Origin of the sequence: Streptomyces sp. BE20, assembly GCF_036322525.1 — a bacterium.
Lineage (GTDB): Bacteria > Actinomycetota > Actinomycetes > Streptomycetales > Streptomycetaceae > Kitasatospora.
On record NZ_JAQYWW010000904.1, the window covers coordinates 275,586 to 293,820 of the forward strand.

The 18,235-nt window shown below is 75.4% G+C and carries 15 protein-coding genes; 10 read left to right on the forward strand and 5 right to left on the reverse strand.

Annotated elements, in window-relative coordinates; genetic code table 11:
* Positions 1-8: 8 nt before the first annotated feature.
* The 3 genes from PUR61_RS20645 to PUR61_RS20655 all read left to right on the forward strand — a co-directional run bounded on the left by PUR61_RS20645 (position 9) and on the right by PUR61_RS20655 (position 2,695).
* Positions 9-785, forward strand: coding sequence for a MerR family transcriptional regulator (locus tag PUR61_RS20645; protein WP_329880567.1), 777 nt, complete (start codon positions 9-11; stop codon positions 783-785).
* Between the two features lie 181 nt (positions 786-966).
* Positions 967-1,974, forward strand: coding sequence for an ABC transporter substrate-binding protein (locus PUR61_RS20650; protein WP_329880570.1), 1,008 nt, complete (start codon positions 967-969; stop codon positions 1,972-1,974).
* A 124-nt stretch (positions 1,975-2,098) separates the two neighbouring features.
* Positions 2,099-2,695, forward strand: a complete 597-nt coding sequence (locus PUR61_RS20655; protein WP_329880572.1) for a GNAT family N-acetyltransferase — start codon at positions 2,099-2,101, stop codon at positions 2,693-2,695.
* On the opposite strand, the gene PUR61_RS20660 is transcribed toward PUR61_RS20655, so the two are convergent.
* The gene (locus PUR61_RS20660) at positions 2,647-4,563 is read right to left on the reverse strand and encodes an SMI1/KNR4 family protein (RefSeq protein ID WP_329880574.1); all 1,917 of its coding nucleotides are present in this window, start codon (positions 4,561-4,563) and stop codon (positions 2,647-2,649) included. The two genes, PUR61_RS20655 and PUR61_RS20660, sit on opposite strands and share 49 nt — an antisense overlap.
* Positions 4,564-5,021: 458 nt before the next feature.
* On the opposite strand from PUR61_RS20660, the gene PUR61_RS20665 reads away from it, so the two are divergent.
* Both PUR61_RS20665 and PUR61_RS20670 read left to right on the forward strand, forming a co-directional pair.
* A complete protein-coding gene (locus PUR61_RS20665; RefSeq protein WP_329880576.1) occupies positions 5,022-5,567 on the forward strand; it encodes a GNAT family N-acetyltransferase in 546 nt (181 codons plus the stop codon).
* A 70-nt stretch (positions 5,568-5,637) separates the two neighbouring features.
* A complete protein-coding gene (locus tag PUR61_RS20670) occupies positions 5,638-6,345 on the forward strand; it encodes a bleomycin resistance protein (protein ID WP_329880578.1) in 708 nt (235 codons plus the stop codon).
* A gap of 16 nt (positions 6,346-6,361) precedes the next feature.
* Here the strand turns inward: PUR61_RS20670 and PUR61_RS20675 are convergent, their stop codons facing one another.
* From PUR61_RS20675 to PUR61_RS20685, 3 genes are all read right to left on the reverse strand, one after another.
* Complete coding sequence (locus PUR61_RS20675; RefSeq protein WP_329880580.1) at positions 6,362-7,132, reverse strand: dienelactone hydrolase family protein; 771 nt, start codon at positions 7,130-7,132, stop codon at positions 6,362-6,364.
* 176 nt (positions 7,133-7,308) lie between these two features.
* Positions 7,309-7,710 carry a VOC family protein gene (locus tag PUR61_RS20680; RefSeq protein ID WP_329880582.1) on the reverse strand — a complete coding sequence of 134 codons (402 nt, stop codon included), beginning with the start codon at positions 7,708-7,710 and terminating at the stop codon, positions 7,309-7,311.
* A 34-nt stretch (positions 7,711-7,744) separates the two neighbouring features.
* On the reverse strand, positions 7,745-8,725 hold the full coding sequence (locus PUR61_RS20685) for a (2Fe-2S)-binding protein (protein ID WP_329880584.1): 981 nt from the start codon (positions 8,723-8,725) through the stop codon (positions 7,745-7,747).
* A gap of 691 nt (positions 8,726-9,416) precedes the next feature.
* Here PUR61_RS20685 and PUR61_RS20690 point away from each other — a divergent pair.
* The 5 genes from PUR61_RS20690 to PUR61_RS20710 all read left to right on the forward strand — a co-directional run bounded on the left by PUR61_RS20690 (position 9,417) and on the right by PUR61_RS20710 (position 16,740).
* A complete protein-coding gene (locus tag PUR61_RS20690) occupies positions 9,417-10,667 on the forward strand; it encodes an ATP-grasp domain-containing protein (RefSeq protein ID WP_329880660.1) in 1,251 nt (416 codons plus the stop codon).
* A complete protein-coding gene (locus PUR61_RS20695; protein WP_443035203.1) occupies positions 10,664-12,658 on the forward strand; it encodes an IucA/IucC family protein in 1,995 nt (664 codons plus the stop codon). Before PUR61_RS20690 ends, PUR61_RS20695 begins: the two co-directional genes overlap by 4 nt.
* 154 nt (positions 12,659-12,812) lie before the next feature.
* Entirely contained in the window at positions 12,813-14,534 is a 1,722-nt protein-coding gene (locus PUR61_RS20700; RefSeq protein WP_329880586.1) for an IucA/IucC family protein, read from the forward strand.
* Positions 14,531-15,748, forward strand: a complete 1,218-nt coding sequence (locus tag PUR61_RS20705) for a type III PLP-dependent enzyme (RefSeq protein ID WP_329880588.1) — start codon at positions 14,531-14,533, stop codon at positions 15,746-15,748. The genes PUR61_RS20700 and PUR61_RS20705 overlap by 4 nt, the downstream gene beginning before the upstream one ends.
* Before the next feature lie 194 nt (positions 15,749-15,942).
* Positions 15,943-16,740 (forward strand): inositol monophosphatase family protein, encoded by a 798-nt coding sequence (locus PUR61_RS20710; protein ID WP_329880663.1) that lies wholly within the window; start codon positions 15,943-15,945, stop codon positions 16,738-16,740.
* Between the two features lie 44 nt (positions 16,741-16,784).
* On the opposite strand, the gene PUR61_RS20715 is transcribed toward PUR61_RS20710, so the two are convergent.
* Complete coding sequence (locus PUR61_RS20715; RefSeq protein ID WP_329880665.1) at positions 16,785-18,233, reverse strand: pyridoxal phosphate-dependent decarboxylase family protein; 1,449 nt, start codon at positions 18,231-18,233, stop codon at positions 16,785-16,787.
* Between the last annotated feature and the right edge of the window lie 2 nt (positions 18,234-18,235).

Here is an 18,235-nt window from a genome sequence, read left to right on the forward strand (position 1 = left end):
TGATCGCCGTGGACAAGGTCAGCGCAGCCGCCGAGGACAGACAACGCGAGTTCCGGGTGGAGGAACTCGCCAAGGCCGCCGGCATCACCACCCGCACCCTGCGCTTCTACCGGGAGCGGAAGCTCCTCCAGCCGCCGCGCCGGGAGGGCCGGATCGCCTGGTACGGGGAGACCCACCTGGCCCGCCTGCGCATGATCGCCGAGCTGCTGGAGCGCGGCCACACCCTGGGTGGCATCGCCGAACTGATCGGCGCCGGGGAGAGCGGCCGCGACGTGGCCGAGCTGATCGGCCTGGAGGCGGCCATCGTCGCCCCCTGGTCGGACGAGGCGCCGGTGCACCTCGGCTGGGACGAACTGGGGGCGGCCTTCGGGGACCAGCTCACCGAGGAGAACACCGCCGAGGCCGTCGCCCAGGGATTCGTCACCGTCCGGGAGGACGGGATCACCCACGTCAGCCGGCGGCTGATGGACGCCACGACGGCCCTGGTCGCGGAGGGCGTACCGCTCTCCGTCGTCCTGGAGTCCAGCCGGCGGACCCAGGAGCACGTGACCGCGATAGCCGAGATCTTCACCTCGCTGGTCCGCGAGCACTTCCTGGGCGCACTCACCGACGAAGCGCCACTGCCTCCGGGCGAGGCCGCCCGGCTGACCGAACAGATCCTCCGGATCCGCCCGCTGGCCCGGACGGTCACCGACGCCCAGTTCGCGCTCGCGATGGACCGGCGGGTGCACGCCGAGTACGAGGGGCTGCTGCGGCAGCGGCTGGAGAAGCAGGAGGACGACTGACGGCCGGCGGGTTCCGCGCGCCGGCGCCCGACCGCCGCCCGAGCGCCGCCCGCCCTCGGTCCTCCCGCAGCGCGCCCGCCGTGCGCCCTCCGTCACCGGACGTGCCCCTCCGGAGGCGTAGCGAACCGCTTCCCCGGGCAGGGATGGGGCGCCTCGCCGCCTGCCGGAACGGAGTCGCCCGATGCCCGATGCCGCCGCCGCTCGCCCCCTCCCCCGCCGCTCCCTGTTCGCCCTCGCCTCCGGGCTCGCCCTCGCGGCCTGTGGATCCGGCGGGGGCGGCGGGGGCGGAACCGGCCCGTCGCCCGGACCGGCCGGGTCGAGCACCTCCGGCCCGTCGGGCGGCGCTCCCCGGGTCGTCCGGCACGCGCGCGGCGAGAGCACCGTCCCGGCCCGTGCCGCCCGCGTCGTCGTGCTGGACACCGACGCCCTCGACTCGGTCGTCACCCTCGGCCTCACCCCGGTCGGCGCCACCACCGTGGCCGCCGGCGCGCCGCTCTCCGCCTACCTGCCCGCCGACCGGCTGGCCGGCGTCAGGACCGTCGGCACCATCGGCGCGCCCAACCTGGAGGCGATCGTCGCCCTGCGGCCCGACCTCATCCTCAGCAACCAGATCCGCGACGACAAGCGCTACGACGAGCTCTCCAAGATCGCACCGACCGTGCTGAGCGCGACCACGGGCCCCGCGTGGAAGGAGAACGCCCGGCTGCACGCCGAGGCACTCGGCCGGCAGGCGGAGGCCTCCGCCGTGGAGGAGAGCTACCGGACGAAGGTGCGCGAGCTGGTCACCGCGCTCGGCGGCCCGACGAAGGCAGCCGCGCTCAAGGTCGCGATGGCGCGCTTCCTGGCCGGCGCCCCCACCCGGCTCTACCTCAACGACACCTTCGTCGGCTCGCTGTTCAAGGACATCGGCGTCGGCCGCCCCGCCGACCAGGACAAGCCCGGCTTCTCGATCGAGATCAGCCCCGAACAGGTCGACAAGGCGGCGGCCGACGTCATCTTCTACTCCGTCTACGGGGACCAGGCCAAGTCCGACCACGGGAAGATCGTCTCGGGTTCGCTCTGGAGCGGCCTCGACGCGGTGCGCAACGGGAAGGTGTACCAGGTCGACGACAACCTGTGGATGCTCGGCATCGGCTACACCGGCGCGGGCCTGGTCCTCGACCAGATCCGCCGGAGCCTGACGGCCTGACGAGGCGGTGCGTCCGGCTGCGGCCCCGGGGCCCGCACCGGGCGTGGGACCAGGGCTGCGACGGTCGACGAACGGCTGCGGAAACCACGGTGTCCGCGCAGCCTTACGGGCCTACCATCCGATCATGATCGAAGGTAAGGCCGTAAGGCTGCGCGCCCTGCGCGCGGAGGACGCGGAGCACCAGCTCCGGTGGCGCAACGACCCGGAGGTGGTGCGCTGGGCGGCGGCCGGGGACCCGCTGTTCGGGCCGACCACCGCCGAGGCGCTGGCGGACCGCTTCGGCCGTATCCTGCGGCTGAACCCGCGCGAGGCCGCCATGTTCACCGTCGAGGAGACGGCCGGTGGCCGTGCCATCGGCCTGGTCGACTACCGGGGCCTCGACCCGTACGAGGGGGTCGCCGAGGTCGGGATCGCCATCGGTGAACAGGAGTTCTGGGGACGCGGGTACGGCTCGGAGGCGCTGGGGCTGCTGGTGGACCACCTGTTCGGTGCCTACCCGCTGCACCGGATGGAGCTGGACACCTGGAGCGGCAACGAGCGCGCCGCCCGGTCGTTCACCCGCCTCGGCTTCCGCGAGGAGGGGCGCCGCCGCGGTGCGGTGCTGCTGGGCGGCGAGCGGTACGACCGGTTGCTGTTCGGCATGCTCCGGGCCGAGTGGGAGGAACGGCGTCGTCAGGGCGCCTCCGACGACCGGGGTTCGAGGAGCGCCATCGTGAGGTAGGGCTCACCCGGCCCCGGCGGCGGGGGCGCCCAGGACGGGTTGGCGAAGGTGTGCAGCCGCCCCTCGGTGAGGGCGAACCGGGGCAGGCTCACACCGAACTCGACGGCGAGGGCGGCGAGGACCTCGCACTCGCCCTGCCGCCCGTGACGGTCCGGACCGAAGTGCCCGTCCGGGTCGAGCGCCGCCGGGACCGCCTCCCGCCCGGTGCGGTCGACGGCCGTCCCCCGGGCGGTGAACGCGTAACGCTCCTCCCCGCCCCCGGCCACCGACAGGTGGAAGAACCGCTCCTGCGGCGCGACGAAGACCGCGACCACGCGCCCCCCGGTCCGGCCCGAGACGGCTGCGGCCGGGGAGGTGAAGCGATCCACGTCGAACCGGGACGGTCGCAGGTCGAAGGCGAAGCTCCAGGGAGTGGCGGCGTCACCCGCGCGGCCGACCACGGCGGGCTCCGACCCGTCCAACGCCACCAACCCGCCGCCCGCCGGTCGACGGACGGCGGGCTCCCGGCGACTCGTCGGCGGGTCGAGCCGAGCGGCCTCGTCCGCGGCGACGACGACGGGCAGCGCGTCCGGCGCGACGCCCTCGACCAGCACGAAGCGGTAGGGCTCGGGACGCCCGCCCGACGTCGGCTCCGCCGCCAGCCAGGCGAGCCCGTCGGCCTCCTCCGGCAGGTCCGCCCCGTCCGGCCCGTCCGCTGCCGCGACCGGCGTCGGCCGGGGTACGGCTGCGCCGCCCCTCGGTATGCCCAGGAGCTCGTGACCGCGCTCCGGGGTGAGCAGCGGTCCGAGCAGCGGGTCGGCGAGCAGCCCGACGGGCGCCAGGTGGTCCGGCGCGACCGGCGTCCACTGCGGCAGTGCCGCGCGCAGCGTCCGCCAGGCGGCCTCCGTCCCGCCCCAGCGGGCCTGCTCCCGCGCCCGCTCGACGGCCTCGCCGAACGGACCGGGCGCGGTGTAGCGGAAGGTGCGCTCCCGGACCCGCCGGAGCACCGCGTCGGCTTCGCCCCGCAGGCCCTCGGCGAGGATCCCGGTCAGGCGCCCCCAGGACGCGTCGTCGCGGCCCGACCGCACATGGTCGGCCGCGAGGACCGCCACCACCTCACCGAGGAGCCGGGAATCGTGCGGCAGCGCGCCGAACGCCCCGTGGCCCGACAGTCCCCGGAGACGGCGCAGCTGGCCGTACATTCCGACGGCGCGCGGCCGACCGAACTCGGCGGCCTCGGCCAGCGCCGCCTCCGCCCGTTCGGACGCCCCGGCCAGCGCGTCCAGCCGGGCCGCCTCGACCCGGGCGTCCTGCTCACGGGTGGTGGCGTTGCGGAACGCCTCGCCGTGGTCATTCGTCGCGGACCGGTGGAACTCCCGGTACATCGCCTCCATGAACGCGCGGAACGAGCCGAACCGCTCCGGCGGGGCCGCCCGCCACGAGGCGAAGGAGTACGCCGCCCACTCCCCGTCGGCGTCCCGGTCCTCCGGATCGAGCAGGACGAGCACCAGGTCGGACTCGACGTCCAGTTGGAGGGCACGCTCCCACATCCCCGCCAGCCCGTCCTCCCCCCAGTACTCGCTGATCGCGTGGCCGTCCAGGTGCCAGCGCGCCTCGTCGGTGCCGGCGAGGCGGTAGACGAAGCCCCCCGCGTGCCGCCACCCGTCGCTGACGGCGAGGAACTCCCGGTACGACGGCGGCAGCGCGCAGCCCAGCTCCTCCTCCATCGCCGCGATGCGCTCCTCCGGCGCCGGGTCGAAGCCCAGCCGGTGCGGGCGCCCGGCGTCCTCCCCGCCGGGCTGACGGCCCGTCGGGTCGGTGTGCACGTCGGCCCACTCCTCGCTCCAACGGGTGAGGAAGAGCCGCCAGTCGAAGGTCTGCTCGGTCATGGCCGCGATCCTTGCACGCACCACCGACAGCTCCCTTGGACGCCGGAAACGGTCCCGTCCGGCAGCCCTCCGCGCCCCTCCGCGCCGACGCGGCCGACGGCTTCCCCGGGAACCTGGCGGCCGACCGGCGCGCCGACAACGACGGCCCCGACCGGTACCGCCCGGCACGACGGGTCCGGTTCGCCGTCGACCGCTGCGGATCGGCGGCCCTCAGCAGCAGCGACCGGCCGCTCCGCGCAGGACCGGCCGGAGGCTCCCGCACCGTCACCGCACCAGGAGTTCTTCCTTCGGTCACCGCCTCGTACGGGACGGGCCGGCCGTCCACGACCCCGCCACCGGCCCGTCGGGGCCGAGGCCGTCGCGCTCCGGCGGGTTGCCCCACGACCGGCTCCGACCACGGCCCTCGACACACCCCTCGCACTGTGGACCGCCCCGCCTCCGGCGGTCAGACTGCCACCATGGCCGATCTCCGCGTCCTCACCCCCGCCGACCCTGCCGACTGGCCGGTCTGGCGGGACGCCCGGCTCGCAGCGCAGGCCGACGCCCCGCACGCCTTCCGGGTGCGGTCCGCCGACTGGCACCACGGTGGAGAGGCGCGGTGGCGGGCCCGGTTCGACCGGCCGGACGCCGTGCACGTCGTGGCCGTGCGGGACGACGGCCGGCCCGTCGGGCTGGCCTGCGGACTGCCCGGGCCGGACGGCGGAGACCACGGAGCGGGCACGGGCGGAGACGGAACGGACGAGCGCGTCGGCGAGCTGCGGTCGGTCTGGGTCGGACCCGCGGCGCGGGGACAGGGGGTCGGAGACCGCCTGATCGCGGCGGTCGAGGAGTGGGCCCGGCGCGCGGGGTCCACGTCCCTGCGCCTCGCCGTGATTCCGGGCAACGACGCCGCCGTCGCGCTGTACCGGCGCCACGGGTTCGCCCCCACCGGCGCGCCCGGCGGACTGCTCCCCGACGGCGTCACCCGGGAGCTCGTGATGGCCAAACGGCTCCGGACCGCGTAGCACAACCCCCTTGCCGCGCCTGCGGATCGCCATGTGCGCCGGAGGCGGGAGCCGCGTAGAGTCCGCGACCATGGCTGAGACGACAATTCCGATCCTGCCCTGCCAGACCCTCCCGCCCGTGCTGGAGTTCTACACCGCCCTCGGCTTCGAGGTGACCTTCCACCAGAAGAGCCCCAACCCCTATGCCGTCGTCGTACGCGGCGGCGTCCAGCTGCACTTCTTCGGCATGAAGCAGTACGACCCGGCCGCCTCCCACAGCACCTGCCTGGTCTGCACCGACGACGTGGACGAGCTGCACGGCGCCTTCCGGGCGGGCCTCAAGTCCGCCTACGGCCGGGTACCGATCCGGGGCCTGCCGCGGATCGGCCCGGTCGGCGACACGTCGCACGGGGTCCGGCAGTTCCTGATGACCGACCCGGGCGGCAACTGCCTGCGGATCGTGCAGCCGATCGATGACGACCAGAGCCACCGCCCCTCCCCCGAAGAGCCGTTCGCCAAGGCGCTGTACCACGCGGCCCTGCTCGCCGACTCCAAGGAGGACCTGACCGCGGCCGCACGTATCCTGGACCGGGCCCTGGAGAAGGAGGACGAACAGCCCCCGCCCGCCACGCTGTTCCGCCTCCTCGTGCTGCGCACCGACCTGGCCCACCGCACGGCGGACACCGCGGCCGCCGCCGGCCTCACCGCCCGGGCCCGGGCCACTGCCGCCGAACTCACCGACGAAGAACGAGTGTTGCTCGACGACGACTTCAGGCGCCTCGAACAGCTCGCTCCCTGAGGTTCCGCGGAACCGGTCAGAGCGAGCGCTTCAGCAGGGCGAGCAGGGCCGCCCAGTGCCGGGCGTCGGCCTCGGGACGGTAGGAGGCGGTGTCGGACTGGGTGAAGCCGTGCGGCGCGCCCTCGTAGACCTCGCAGGTGTGGCGGACGCCGGCCTCGGTGAGCGCCTTCGCCAGCAGGTCGATCTGCTCCACCGGCAGTGACTCGTCCTGGTCGGCGTGGCCGAAGTACAGCTCGGCGCGGACCAGTCCGGCGAGCAGGTGCGGGCTGTCCGGCTCCGCCGTGGCGAGCAGGCCCCCGTGGAAGCCGGCCGCCGCCGCCACCCGCTCGGGGCGGGCGGCGGCGGTCTGCAGCGCGAGCTTCGCGCCCAGGCAGTAGCCCGTGATGCCGACCGGCCCGTCCGTCGCCGCCGGCGAGTCGGCGAGCCACCGCAGGTAGGCGTCGGCGTCTCGGGCGAAGAGTTCCGCGGTCAGCGAGTCCATCATCGGGCCGAGGCGCTCGAAGAGCGTCGGGTCGGTCCGGGTGCTGATCAGCTCGGGCGGCTCGGGCAGTCGGACGAGCGGCGCGCGCCCAAGTCGGTAGAACACGTTGGGCACCAGCACGGTGTACCCCTGGGCGGCGAGCCGGTCCGCCATCGCCTCCAGGACGGGCCGCAGCCCGAACGCGTTCATGTACAGCAGGACGCCCGGGTGGGCCTGCCCGTCGTCGGGGTGGGAGAGGTAGGCGTCGGCGACGCCGTCGGCGGTCGGGACGTCAACGGAGCTGCTGCGCACGGCGATCGTCGTCACGTTCGGTTCTCCTCGGCTCTCGGCGGTCCGGCCCGCAGAGTATCGGGGACCCGGGACGATTCGTCCACGCAGTTGCCGACCTGTCGCCGACCCGCCACCGGACACCGGCGTCGGGCCGCAGGTGGCCGCCCGCGCACGCAGCGGGACTCCGGCCCCGCGGTCACGGGCAGGCGGGTTCAGGACGCCCAGCCGCGGGTGCAGAGGACGAGGCGGTATCCGTCGGGATCGGTGACGGTGACCCCGAACTCGTCCCAGTAGGGGTTGTGGGCGGGGACGACGGTGCCGCCGTGGGACCGGAGGCGGTCGAGGAGGGCGGGCTCCACCGGCGCACCGAGGTAGACGACGAACAGGTCGTCGACGGTGGGGGTCGGCTCCACCGGGTGGTCGGGGTCACGGGTGAGCTCGAAGTGCCAGCCGCCACCGGACGGCCCGACCATCAGGAGGTCGTGCTCACCGGCGACCCGCTCGGTGCTGCGCCACAGGACGGCGAGGCCGAGGCCCTCGACGTAGAAGCGCTCGGCGGCGGCGAGGTCCCCGGACGGGCGGGCGACGCGGACGTGGGTGGTGGAGTCGATCATGTGCGGGAGCGTACCCGCCGCGCCGCAGGGCTCGTCAGAGTCTGCGCAGCCGTTCCTCGTCGGAGGTGCGCGGGCAGGTGAGGCAGGCGTTGCCGGGCTCGATCGCGTAGTAGAGGCAGCAGCCGAGACGGGTGCGGGTGTGATGGGCCCGACCGTCGGCGCCCCGCAGGAGACGGAAGTCGGCGGCACCGGGGAGCGGTTCGGTCCGGCCGGGCAGGACGGCCCCGGCCGCCGCCACCGCGGTGGCCTCGCCCGGGCCGATGCCCACGGGGGCGACGACCGCGGGGGCGACGACCGCAGGAACGACGTCCGCGGGGGCGGCCGCAGAGCCCGCCTCGGAGACGGGGTGCCCGGACAGCGAGTGCCCGGAAGCGGCGGGATCCGCAGCGACGACCCCGGTCGGGGGCTCCGCGTCGAGCATGCGCCCGAGGTACCAGATCGCCGAGGCGAGGTCGTCGGTGACCATGCCCCACAGGGCCCTGGTGCCGCGCCGGGTGGGAGCGGCGAAGGCGGCGAGCAGCGGTTCGACGTGGCCGACGACGGCGGCCCGCAGTTCCGCGCGGAGCTCGTCCTCTCCCTCAAGGGTCACGTGGGCGCGCGGCCTGAGGACCAGGTCTCCGGTGGGAGCGTGCAGCCAGAGGTCCGTGCCGCGGATCGACGGCACCCGGCGGGCCAGCTGCCAGGGCCCGGCGATCAGCACGCAGACCGACCAGAGGTAGTGGTGCAGCAGCCGGGAGGCGGCCACGTGCGGACGCGGGGCCGTGGCGCCGCGCTCGGCGGCGAGCGGGGCGATCCGGGCGGCCTCACCGTCGAGCGCGTCGGCGAGGGCGGCCGGATCGGTCGCCAGCTCGGCGGCCGAGTACCAGCCCTGGGCGCGGGCCGGGGTGGGTTCGCCGGCTGCGAGCAGCCGGACCCGGAGCGCAGGGCAGAGGTTCAACAGCCTTTGGTAGGCGGCGTCCAGCGGGTTCCGGGCGCAGGCGATGGCGGCAGGCGCGGATGTCCCCGAGAAGATCATCGGCACTCCCGAGATCGCTTTAGGTGAGGCTAACCTTATAGGCACTCAGCAGCACATTCGCGCCACCCCGGGCCGAGGTGCGCGGTATGGACCGACCTGATCAGGATTTGACGCGATTAGGCTTACCTAACCTAATATCTCGCCCCGTGCCCACCACCGATCCGCAGGCGTCCGCTCGCGAGGCTCCGGCGGCGCCGCGCCCCCTGCCGGCCCGGCTTCCGCTGCCGCCGGCCGCCGGGCCCGGCACGCTCCTGCCGGGCGTCGCACCCGGCGTCGCACCGGGCTCACGGACTGCTCCTCCCACCACGGCGCTCGCCGTCGTGACGAGACCTCAGCACGGCAGCCGGGCACGCATCATGACGGTGGTTCGCGCTCCTCGGGCGCCCCTCGACCCGGCGACCGGTACCGCGCCCGGCCGGGACCGGCGGGATCCTGCCGAACCGGGGCACCCCGCTCCGGAGGACCTGGACTCCTGACGGCGAAGTGTCCACCATGCCGGGACGAGGCCAGGACGTCCGGCGCCGGCGTCCGGGTCGCCGGGGCGGTGCGCGGCGACCTCCCCGAGGCCACGGACATCGGCATCGGCATCGGCATCAGTTCGACCGAGTACCGCACCTCCGTCCGGGGCCGGACGACATCGCGCCCACCCCGCCGCCCGCTCCCCACCAACCGGAGAGGACCCCGCGTCGCCATGCGGCTCTACCTGCTCGCCCTCAACCCCACCGACTCGGTGACCCTGGGATTCCTCCCGGCCGCCGCCCGGCTCGGGCTCCCCGTCACCGTGCTCACGGACCGGGCCGAACCCCACCGGCTCGCCTACGAAGACCTGGAGTGCGCCGCCGAGGTGCTGGAGTGCGAGGTCCGGGACTTCCGCGAGGTGGTGGGGCTGATCTCCCGGCACCGGTCGTCCGACCCGGCCGACGCCTCCGGCGGCCCGGACGCGGCGTTCGCGGTCTTCAGCAACAGCGACCACCTGCAGACCCAGACCGCCTTGGTCGCCGAGTACTTCGGGCTGCCGGCCAAGGACTGGAAGGCCACGCTCCGGGCCAAGAACAAGGGCGAGCTGCGGCGCCACCTCGCCGCCTCCGGCCTGGACACCGTTCGTTCGGTCGAACTCGCCCCCGGCCAGGACCCGTCCGGCCTGGGTGAGTTGGATCTGCCCTTCCCCCTGGTCGTCAAGCCGCGCGAGGGGGTCGCCAGCGAGGACGTCTCACTGGTCGCCGACGGCGACGAGCTGGTGCGGCGCTGCGAGGAGGTCCGGCGCCGCCGGACGGACGCGGCCCTGGTCGTCGAAGAGTTCCTGGACGGGCAGCTGTGCACGCTGGAGACGCTCGGCGACGGACGGCGACGGCACGTCCTCGGCGGGTTCCGGACGAGGATCTCCCCTCCCCCGCACTTCGTCGAGGAGATGCTGGAGTTCGTGCCCGCGCACCCGCCGGCCGTGGTCGCCCAGGTACTCGCCCAGCTCGACGCCCTCGGTGTCGGCCTCGGCGCCTGCCACACCGAGTTCGTCGTCCAGCCGGACGGCCGCGCCCGTATCATCGAGGTCAACTACCGTGCCATCGGGGACCACTGCGATCTCATGCTGGCCGAGCTCCTCGGTATCGCCCTGTTCGAACACATCCTCGCCGTCCACCTCGGCCGTGAACTCCCCGCCGACCTCGGTGAGCAGTGCGCCGCCACCGCCCTGCGCGGCCGCAACGAACCGGTCTGCGCCGACCGGGCCGGCACCCTCACCGCCGCGCCCGGGCCGTCCGACGAGCGGCGGGACGGCGTCCGGCTCGCCTACCGACCGCTGCGCGCGGTCGGCGAGCGGCACGAGCACTACCGCACCAACCGGGACTACCTGGGCGTGATCTGGGCGATCGGCCCCGACCGGGCCGCCGTCGACACCGCCGTGGCCCGCTTCGTGGCCGCCAACCGCTGGGAGATCACCCCGTGAGCGAGCTCCCCCCGCACGAGGCCGCCGCAGCCGGACGCCACCCGCACGCCCACGGCGCGCCCGGGCACCGTTCCACCGGGCACTGTGCGGCCGACCGCCCCGGGCCTGCCCGTCCCGCGGACGCCGACCTGCCGGTCGCCGACCGGCTCGCCCTCCGGGTGCTCTCCGCGCTGCTGCGCGAGGACGTGCTGGGGCTCCGCACCCACGGCGAGGTGGAGCACCGCGCGGACGGCCCGTGGCTGGTGGCCTCCCGGCCCGCCGAGCCCCAAATCCAACAGGCCCCACAAGCCCCGCAAGCCCCACAGGCACCTCCGGCCGTCCTGGCCGTGCCGGTCACCGCCGAGGGCTTCCAGAGCGAGTACGCGGCCAGGCTGCCCCTGCTCTCCCTCGACGGCCGCCCGATCGACGGGCTGGCGGACATCCTGGCCGCGCTCTCCGACCTCGCCGGCGCCGAGGACCGGCCCGGCTGGGCCGCCTTCGCCGAGGAGTGCCGGCAGACCCTCGCCACGATGGAGCTGCACGAACGGGTCCGGGACGACGTCCACACCGCCCTCACCGACCTGTACGGCGCCGACCCGGCCCACTGGACCGGGCCCGCCGCCGCGCTCGGCCACGACACCCTCGCCGCCTACCTCGACCACCCCGTCTACCCGACCGCACGCGGTCGCGCCGGCCTCGGCGACGCCCAGCTGCGCGCCCACGCACCGGAGTTCCACGCGGCCTTCGAGCTGCGCTGGCTCGCCCTGCCGGCCGGCACGCTCGTCCGACACGGCGACCGGCCGCTGCCCAGCTGGTGGCCCACCCCGAGCTGGCTCGGGCTCGACCTGCCCGGCGGCGACCGGGCCTGGGAGACCCTCCCGGTCCACCCGCTCACCGTCGGAGCCTCCCTGGACGAGGCCCTGCGCGCCACCGGTCTGGCGGACCGTGCCGTCCTCGCGGACCGGCCGTACCTGACCGTCGTGCCCACGCTCTCGATGCGGACCGTCGCCGTCGCCGACGACCCCGCCCACCACCTCAAGCTCCCGCTCGCCACCGCCACGCTCGGCCGGCTCAACCGCCGGACCATCAAGCCCGGCACGCTGCTCGACGGCGCCGCCGGCCAGCGGCTGTTCGAGGCCGTGCTGGCAGCCGAACCCCGTTTCGCCGACCGGATCCTGCACACGGACGAACAGACCTGGGCACACGCCGGCCACGAACTGCTCGCCGTGCTGCTCCGCCGCTACCCGGCCGGGCTGGACCGGTCGGTGACCGTCCCGCTCGCCGCCCTGCTCGCGCCCGCTCCGGGCGCCCCGGCCGGCAGACCGGCCGGCAAACCGTCCGGCGCCCCGTCCGGTCCGCGCGGCGGACGCCTCGTCGTCGACCACCTCGCGGACCGTTTCTTCGGCGGCGACCCCGTCGCCCTCTACGACGCGCTGCTGGACCTGCTGCTCGACTGGCAGACCACCCTCTTCGGGTACGGCATCGCCCTCGAATCCCACCAGCAGAACATCTCCCTCGTCCTCGACGAGGACGGCGGTCTGCGCCTGCTCTTCAAGGACGACGACGGCCCGCGGGTCCATACCGGCCGGCTCACCGCCCGGTTCGCCGCCGCCGGCGAACCCGGTTCCGCAGCCGCGGAGTTCGACGACGCGAGGATCCGGGCCGCCGACGACGGGCCGCTCACCGACCTGTTCACCACCATCACCGCCCACCTCTGCACGGGCTCCCTCGCCTTCGGGCTCGCCGCCCACGGTCGCGCCGAACTCGGCTCACTGCTGGCCCTGTTGCGCCGACGGCTGACCGACGCCATCGACCGGATCGGCCCCGCGGGCCGACCGCTGCGCGCCGCCCTGCTGGACGCCGAGCGACTTCCGGTCAAGGCGATGGTCACCGCGGGCACCCTGCTCAGCAAGCAGCGGTCGGGCGCCGCCGACATCAACAAGCACTACACCACCGGCCCCAACTACCTTCTTCCGCAGAGCTTCCCGCCCCCACGGGACAGCGGCAGATGACGGCCCGCCGCCCCGGCGCCCCGGCCGCGACGCCGGCCGGTCGGAGGGGCCGGACACCCGGGCGGACGGCCGGCGCCCTCGATCCCGCTGCCCGGGGTGACGCCGTGGCCGTTGCCGCACCAGCCCTCCCCTTCCGCCAGCGTTGGAGTCGCCCATGACCGACGAAATGCCCACCGCCGACCACGCGGTGGCCCACACCCTGCTCAACTGCCTGCTGCGCGAGGTCTCCGCACCGGAACACCAGACCGCCGTCGCCGGCGGCCGTCTGCTGGTCCGCCTGCCCCGGCGCGGCACGTTACTGCGCGTGGCACTGCGCCGCACCTCCCTGCTCGGAGCACACCGGTTCACCGGTCCGGTCGAGGAGGAACACGCCGACGGCTGGCGCGCGTTGGACTGGCTCGACCTCGCCGGGTGCGTCCAGGGCGAGCTGGAGCTGCGGACCGGCACGGTCAACGACGAGTTCCTCGACCAGCTGACCTCCAGCCACCGGGCGGTCACCGCCGGGCTGTCCGACCGACCCGCCCCCGGACCGGACCGCTACCTGGAGTCCGAGCAGGCCCTGCTCTTCGGGCACCGCTTCCACCCGGCCCCCAAGTCCCGCTCCGCGGAGAGCGGTGACTGGCGGGCCTACGCGCCGGAGGCCCGGGCGGTGTTCCGGCTGCGCCACCTCGCCGTCCGGGAGGACCTGCTCGCCGGGTCGTCCACCGACCCGGCCGCCACCGCCCTGCTGGACGGGCTCGGCGACGCCCCGGACGGCTACCGGCTGCTGCCCGCCCACCCCTGGCAGCACCGACTCGTCGGCGACCACCCGCTGCTGTCGGGCGCACTGCGGCGCGGCGACGTCCTCGACCTCGGCCCCGGCGGCGCGCCGTTCGCCGCCACCGCCTCCGTCCGCACCCTCTACGGCGCGGACGCGTTCCTCAAGTTCAGCCTCAACGTCCGGATCACCAACTGCCTGCGCAAGAACGCCGCCTACGAGCTGGCCGGAGCCGTCGCCCTGACCCGGCTGCTGGCCCCGGCCCTGGCCGACCTCGCCACCCGCTTCCCGGACGCGGTGATGCTCCGCGAACCCGCGTTCCGCACGCTCGCCCTGCCCGGCGCCGACGGCCGGCCCGACCCGTCGCTGTACGAGGGGTTCGGCCTGATCGTCCGCGACGGGTTCGGCGGACTGCTGCGCCCCGGCGTCACCCCGCTGCTGGCCGCCGCCGTGGCCGACGAGTACCCGACCAGTTCGGCGCACGTCTCCCGGCTGCTCGGGGGCTCCGCGGACGCCGGCCGGGCGCTGGACTGGTGGACGGCCTACCTGCGGCTGCTCGTCCCCCCGGTGCTCGCCGCCTACTTCGACCACGGCGTGGTCCTGGAACCTCACCTGCAGAACGTCCTGATCGGCGTGGACCCGACCGGGCGGCCCGTCCAGGTGCTCTTCCGCGACCTGGAGGGCACCAAGCTCGTGCCCGACCACCACGCGGCGCCGCTCGCCGCCCTGCCGCCCGAGGTGGCCGGCCCGATGGCGTACGACGCCTCGCGGGGCTGGGACCGGGTGGTCTACTGCCTGCTGGTCAACCACGTCGCCGAGCTGCTCGCCGCGCTCGCCGATCTGCACCCGGAGGCGGAGGGAGCGCTCTGGGACGCCGTCCGCCGCGTCCTGGAGGAGTACGCCGCCGTCCACGGGCGGCCGCCCCGGCTGCGCGCACTGCTGGCCGGCGTGCCGCTGCCCGCCAAGGCCAACCTGCTGACCCGCTGGGAACGCAGGCGCGACCGCGAGGCCGGGTACGTCCGGCTGCCCTCGCCGCTGGCCCGCTCCGTCCTCGCGGAGGCGGGCCGCGTCCCGAACCCCGCCCAGGGCTCGCCCGTCCCCGCCGGAAGGACCCGATGACCGCCACCGAGCGCGTCCGCCGCCACGTCGCCGACCTGGCCGCCGACCGACTTCCCTGCTACGTCTACGACCTGGCGGAGCTGCGGACGCACGCCGCCGGAGTCCGGGCCGCACTGCCCGAACGGGTCGAGCTGTACTACGCGGCCAAGGCCAATCCGGACGCTCCGGTGCTGGCCGCGCTGCGGGCCACGGTGGACGGCTACGAGGTTTCCAGCGCGGGCGAGTTGGCGCATGTCCGGGCCTCGGTGCCGGACGCCCCGCTGGCGTTCGGCGGGCCTGGCAAGACGCCCGACGAGATCGCCGCCGCCGTCGACGCGGGCGTGCACCGCTGGCACGTCGAGAGCGAACAGGAGCTGCGGCGGCTCGCCGTCGTGCTCGGCGACCGGCCGGACGCCTCGGTGGACGTGCTGCTGCGGGTGAACCTGCCGGTCGGCGCGGGCTCGCTGGGCTCGGCGGCGCTGGCGATGGGTGGCCGCCCGACACCGTTCGGGCTGGACCCGGACCGCGCCGAAGCCTGCGTCCGCCTCCTCACCGACCCGCTCGGCCCGCTCGGTCCGGTCCGCCGCCGCCTGCGGCTGCGCGGCGTGCACGCCCATCTGGCGAGCGGGCTCGCGGCCGCCGAACAGCTGGCCCTGGCCGGGCGGATCGTCGGCTGGTCGGCACGGCTCGCGGAGCGGCACGCGTTCCCCCTGGACGAGGTCAACGTGGGCGGCGGCATGACCGTCGACTATGCCGACCCGGCCGCCCGCTTCGACTGGACGGCGTTCGGCGAGGGCCTCGGCAAGCTGCTCGACCGGCACCCCGGGTTGACGCTGCGGATCGAGCCCGGCCGGGCGCTCACCGCGTACTGCGGCTGGTACGCGACCGAGGTGCTGGACGTGAAGCGGAGCCACGGCGAGGACTTCGCACTCGTCCGGGGCGGCACCCATCACCTGCGCACCCCCGCCACCCGGGGTCACGACCAGCCGTTCACCGTCCTGCCGGTCGACGCCTGGCCGCACGCCTGGCCACGCCCCGCCGTCACGGGCGGGCGCGCCACCCTGGCCGGTCAGCTCTGCACCCCGAAGGACGTCCTCGCGCACGCCGCCCCGGCCGCGGCCCGGCTCCGGACGGGCGACCGGGTGCTGTTCGACATGGCCGGGGCGTACGCCTGGAACATCTCCCACCACGAGTTCCTGATGCACCCGCGCCCCGGGTTCCACCATCTGGGGTGACGCGCACCGGCAGCCGGGCGGCGGGTGACGGCCGCCGGGTGACGGGCGACCGATCGGGCCGGCGACTTTCAGGTGACAGACTGCGGAATCCGTCACCCCAGAGTCGTCCGCGCCTTCCCACGGGGGGACGGCGCAGGCCGTCACCGTACTGACGTGCGAAAGTGGTAGCCGGTGAAGGGAGCGGATACGTGCTGATGGACAAGGTGGCGAAGATCCTCGTCGAGGCGTCGGCCGAGGTGGTGGAGCCCCGGTTCCGGGCGCTGGCCGCCGGAGAAGTGATGGAGAAGGCTCCCGGCGAGGTGGTGACCGTCGCCGACCGCGAGGCGGAGGTGATCATCGCCCGGCGGTTGCGCGAACTGCTGCCCCTCCCCGTGGTCGGCGAGGAGGCCGTCGCCGCCGACCCCGCCCTCGCCCTCGCCCTGCACTCCGAGCCCGCGGCCTGGCTCGTCGACCCGGTCGACGGCACCTCGAACTTCATCGCCGGCCGCCCCGAGTACGCCGTGATGGTCTCCCTGGTCCGCGACGGCCGGACCGTCGCCGCCTGGATCTGGCAGCCCGCCACCGCCACCTCCTACACCGCCGAACTCGGCGCAGGCGCCTGGCGCGACGGCCACCGCCTCACCCGCGCCCCGGCCGCCGCCGACCCCGCCAAGTGGCGCGGTTCGGTGAAGAGCCGCTTCCTGGACCCGGACCGCCGCCGCACGGTCGAGGCCAACACCATCGCCTTCGGCGAGATCACCGCCGGGCGCCACGCCGCCGGCATCGAGTACCCCGACATCGCCGACGGCGCGCTGGACTTCATCCTCTACTGGCGGACCCTGCCCTGGGACCACGCGCCCGGGTCCCTGCTGGTCAGCGAGGCCGGCGGGGTCTCCGCCCGCCTCGACGGCTCCCCCTACCGTCCCGAGGCCCCGGGTTGCGAGGACGGCCTCCTCGTCGCGGCCGACCCCGCCACCTGGGAGCGCACCCGGGACATCCTCCTCACCCGGTAGGACCGGGGGCGGGCACCGCGGAGCCCGCCCCCGGTCCTCCGCGGTCAGCCGCGCCACACCTCCCGGCCGGCCGAGACGACCTCACGCAGCAGACCGGCCACCTCCTCCGGGGTGGTGTGCGGGTTGAGCAGCGTCAACTTCAGCCGGACCCGGCCGGGCCCCTCGCCGGGCAGCTCGGTCCGCCCGACGACGGCCCGGCCCTCCCGCAGCAGCACCCGGCGCAGCTCGGCGTTGGCCTCGTCGAGCGCCGCCGGCTCGCCGTCGGCGCCCGGCGGGCGGTAGCGGAACAGCAGGGCCGTGAGGACCGGTTCGGCGTGCAGCTCCAGCTCGGGTTCGGCCCGGACGGTGTCCGCGGCGGCCCGCGCGAGGTCGTGGCAGGCGTCGACCAGGCGACCGAGGCCGGCCCGGCCGAGGGTGTGCAGGGTGACGGCGATCTTGAAGGCGTCGGCGCGCCGGGTGGTGCGCAGCGACTGACCCAGCAGGCTCGGGTAACCGGCCCGTTCGTCGTCGGCCGGGTTGAGGTACTCGGCCCGGCGGGCGAGCGAGACGTACGACTCGGCGCGGCGGACCAGGAAGACACCGGCGGCGGCGGGCTGCCAGCCGAGCTTGTGCCAGTCCAGCGAGACGGAGTCCGCGCGGGCGATGCCGTCGAGGAGCGGGGCGAGCCGGTCGGAGAGCAGGGCGCCGCCGCCGTACGCGGCGTCGACGTGCAGCCAGGCCCCGTAGCGGGTTGCCAGGTCGGCGAGCGCGGGCAGCGGGTCGACGGCGCCGGTGTCGGTGGTGCCCGCGGTGGCGACGACGGCGATCGGGGTGTGCCCGGCCCAGCTCGCCCCGGCCAGGGCGTCCGCCAGCGCGGCCGGGTCCATCCGCAGGTCGCGGTCGACCGCGACGGGGACCACGGCCCGTTCGCCGAGCCCGAGCAGGGCGGCGGCACGCTGGACGGAGAAGTGCGCGGCCCGGGAGGCGAAGATCCGGGGAGTGGCGCCGGGCGGCAGGCCGTCCAGTTCGACGATGCCGTCGAGTCCCTGGTCGCGGGCGAGCATCAGGCCCATCAGGTTGGACTCGGTGCCGCCGGAGGTGAGGACGCCGGAGGCGTGCGCCGGGTCGTAACCGACGAGGGCGGCGAGTTCGGCGAGCAGCGCGGTCTCCAGCGCGGTCGCGGCGGGGGCCTGGTCCCACGAGTCCTGGGAGGGGTTGAGCGCGCTGACGGCGAGGTCGGCGGCGACGGCCACGGCGAGCGGCGGGCAGTGCAGGTGCGCGGCGCAGTACGGGTCCGCGGGGTCGGCGGCGCCGTGGGCGAGCAGGTCGGTGAGCCGGGCGAGCGCGTCGGGGCCGGGCGCCGCGGCCATCGCGGCGGTGACCCTGGCGGCGGTGTCGGCGGGGCGGCCGGCGGGCAGCGGCCCGCCCCGCCGGGTGGCTCCGGTCTCCAGCGCGTCCAGGACGGCGGCCAGCAGCGGGCCGAGCGCGGCCGGGCCGCCGACGCCGCCGGACAGGG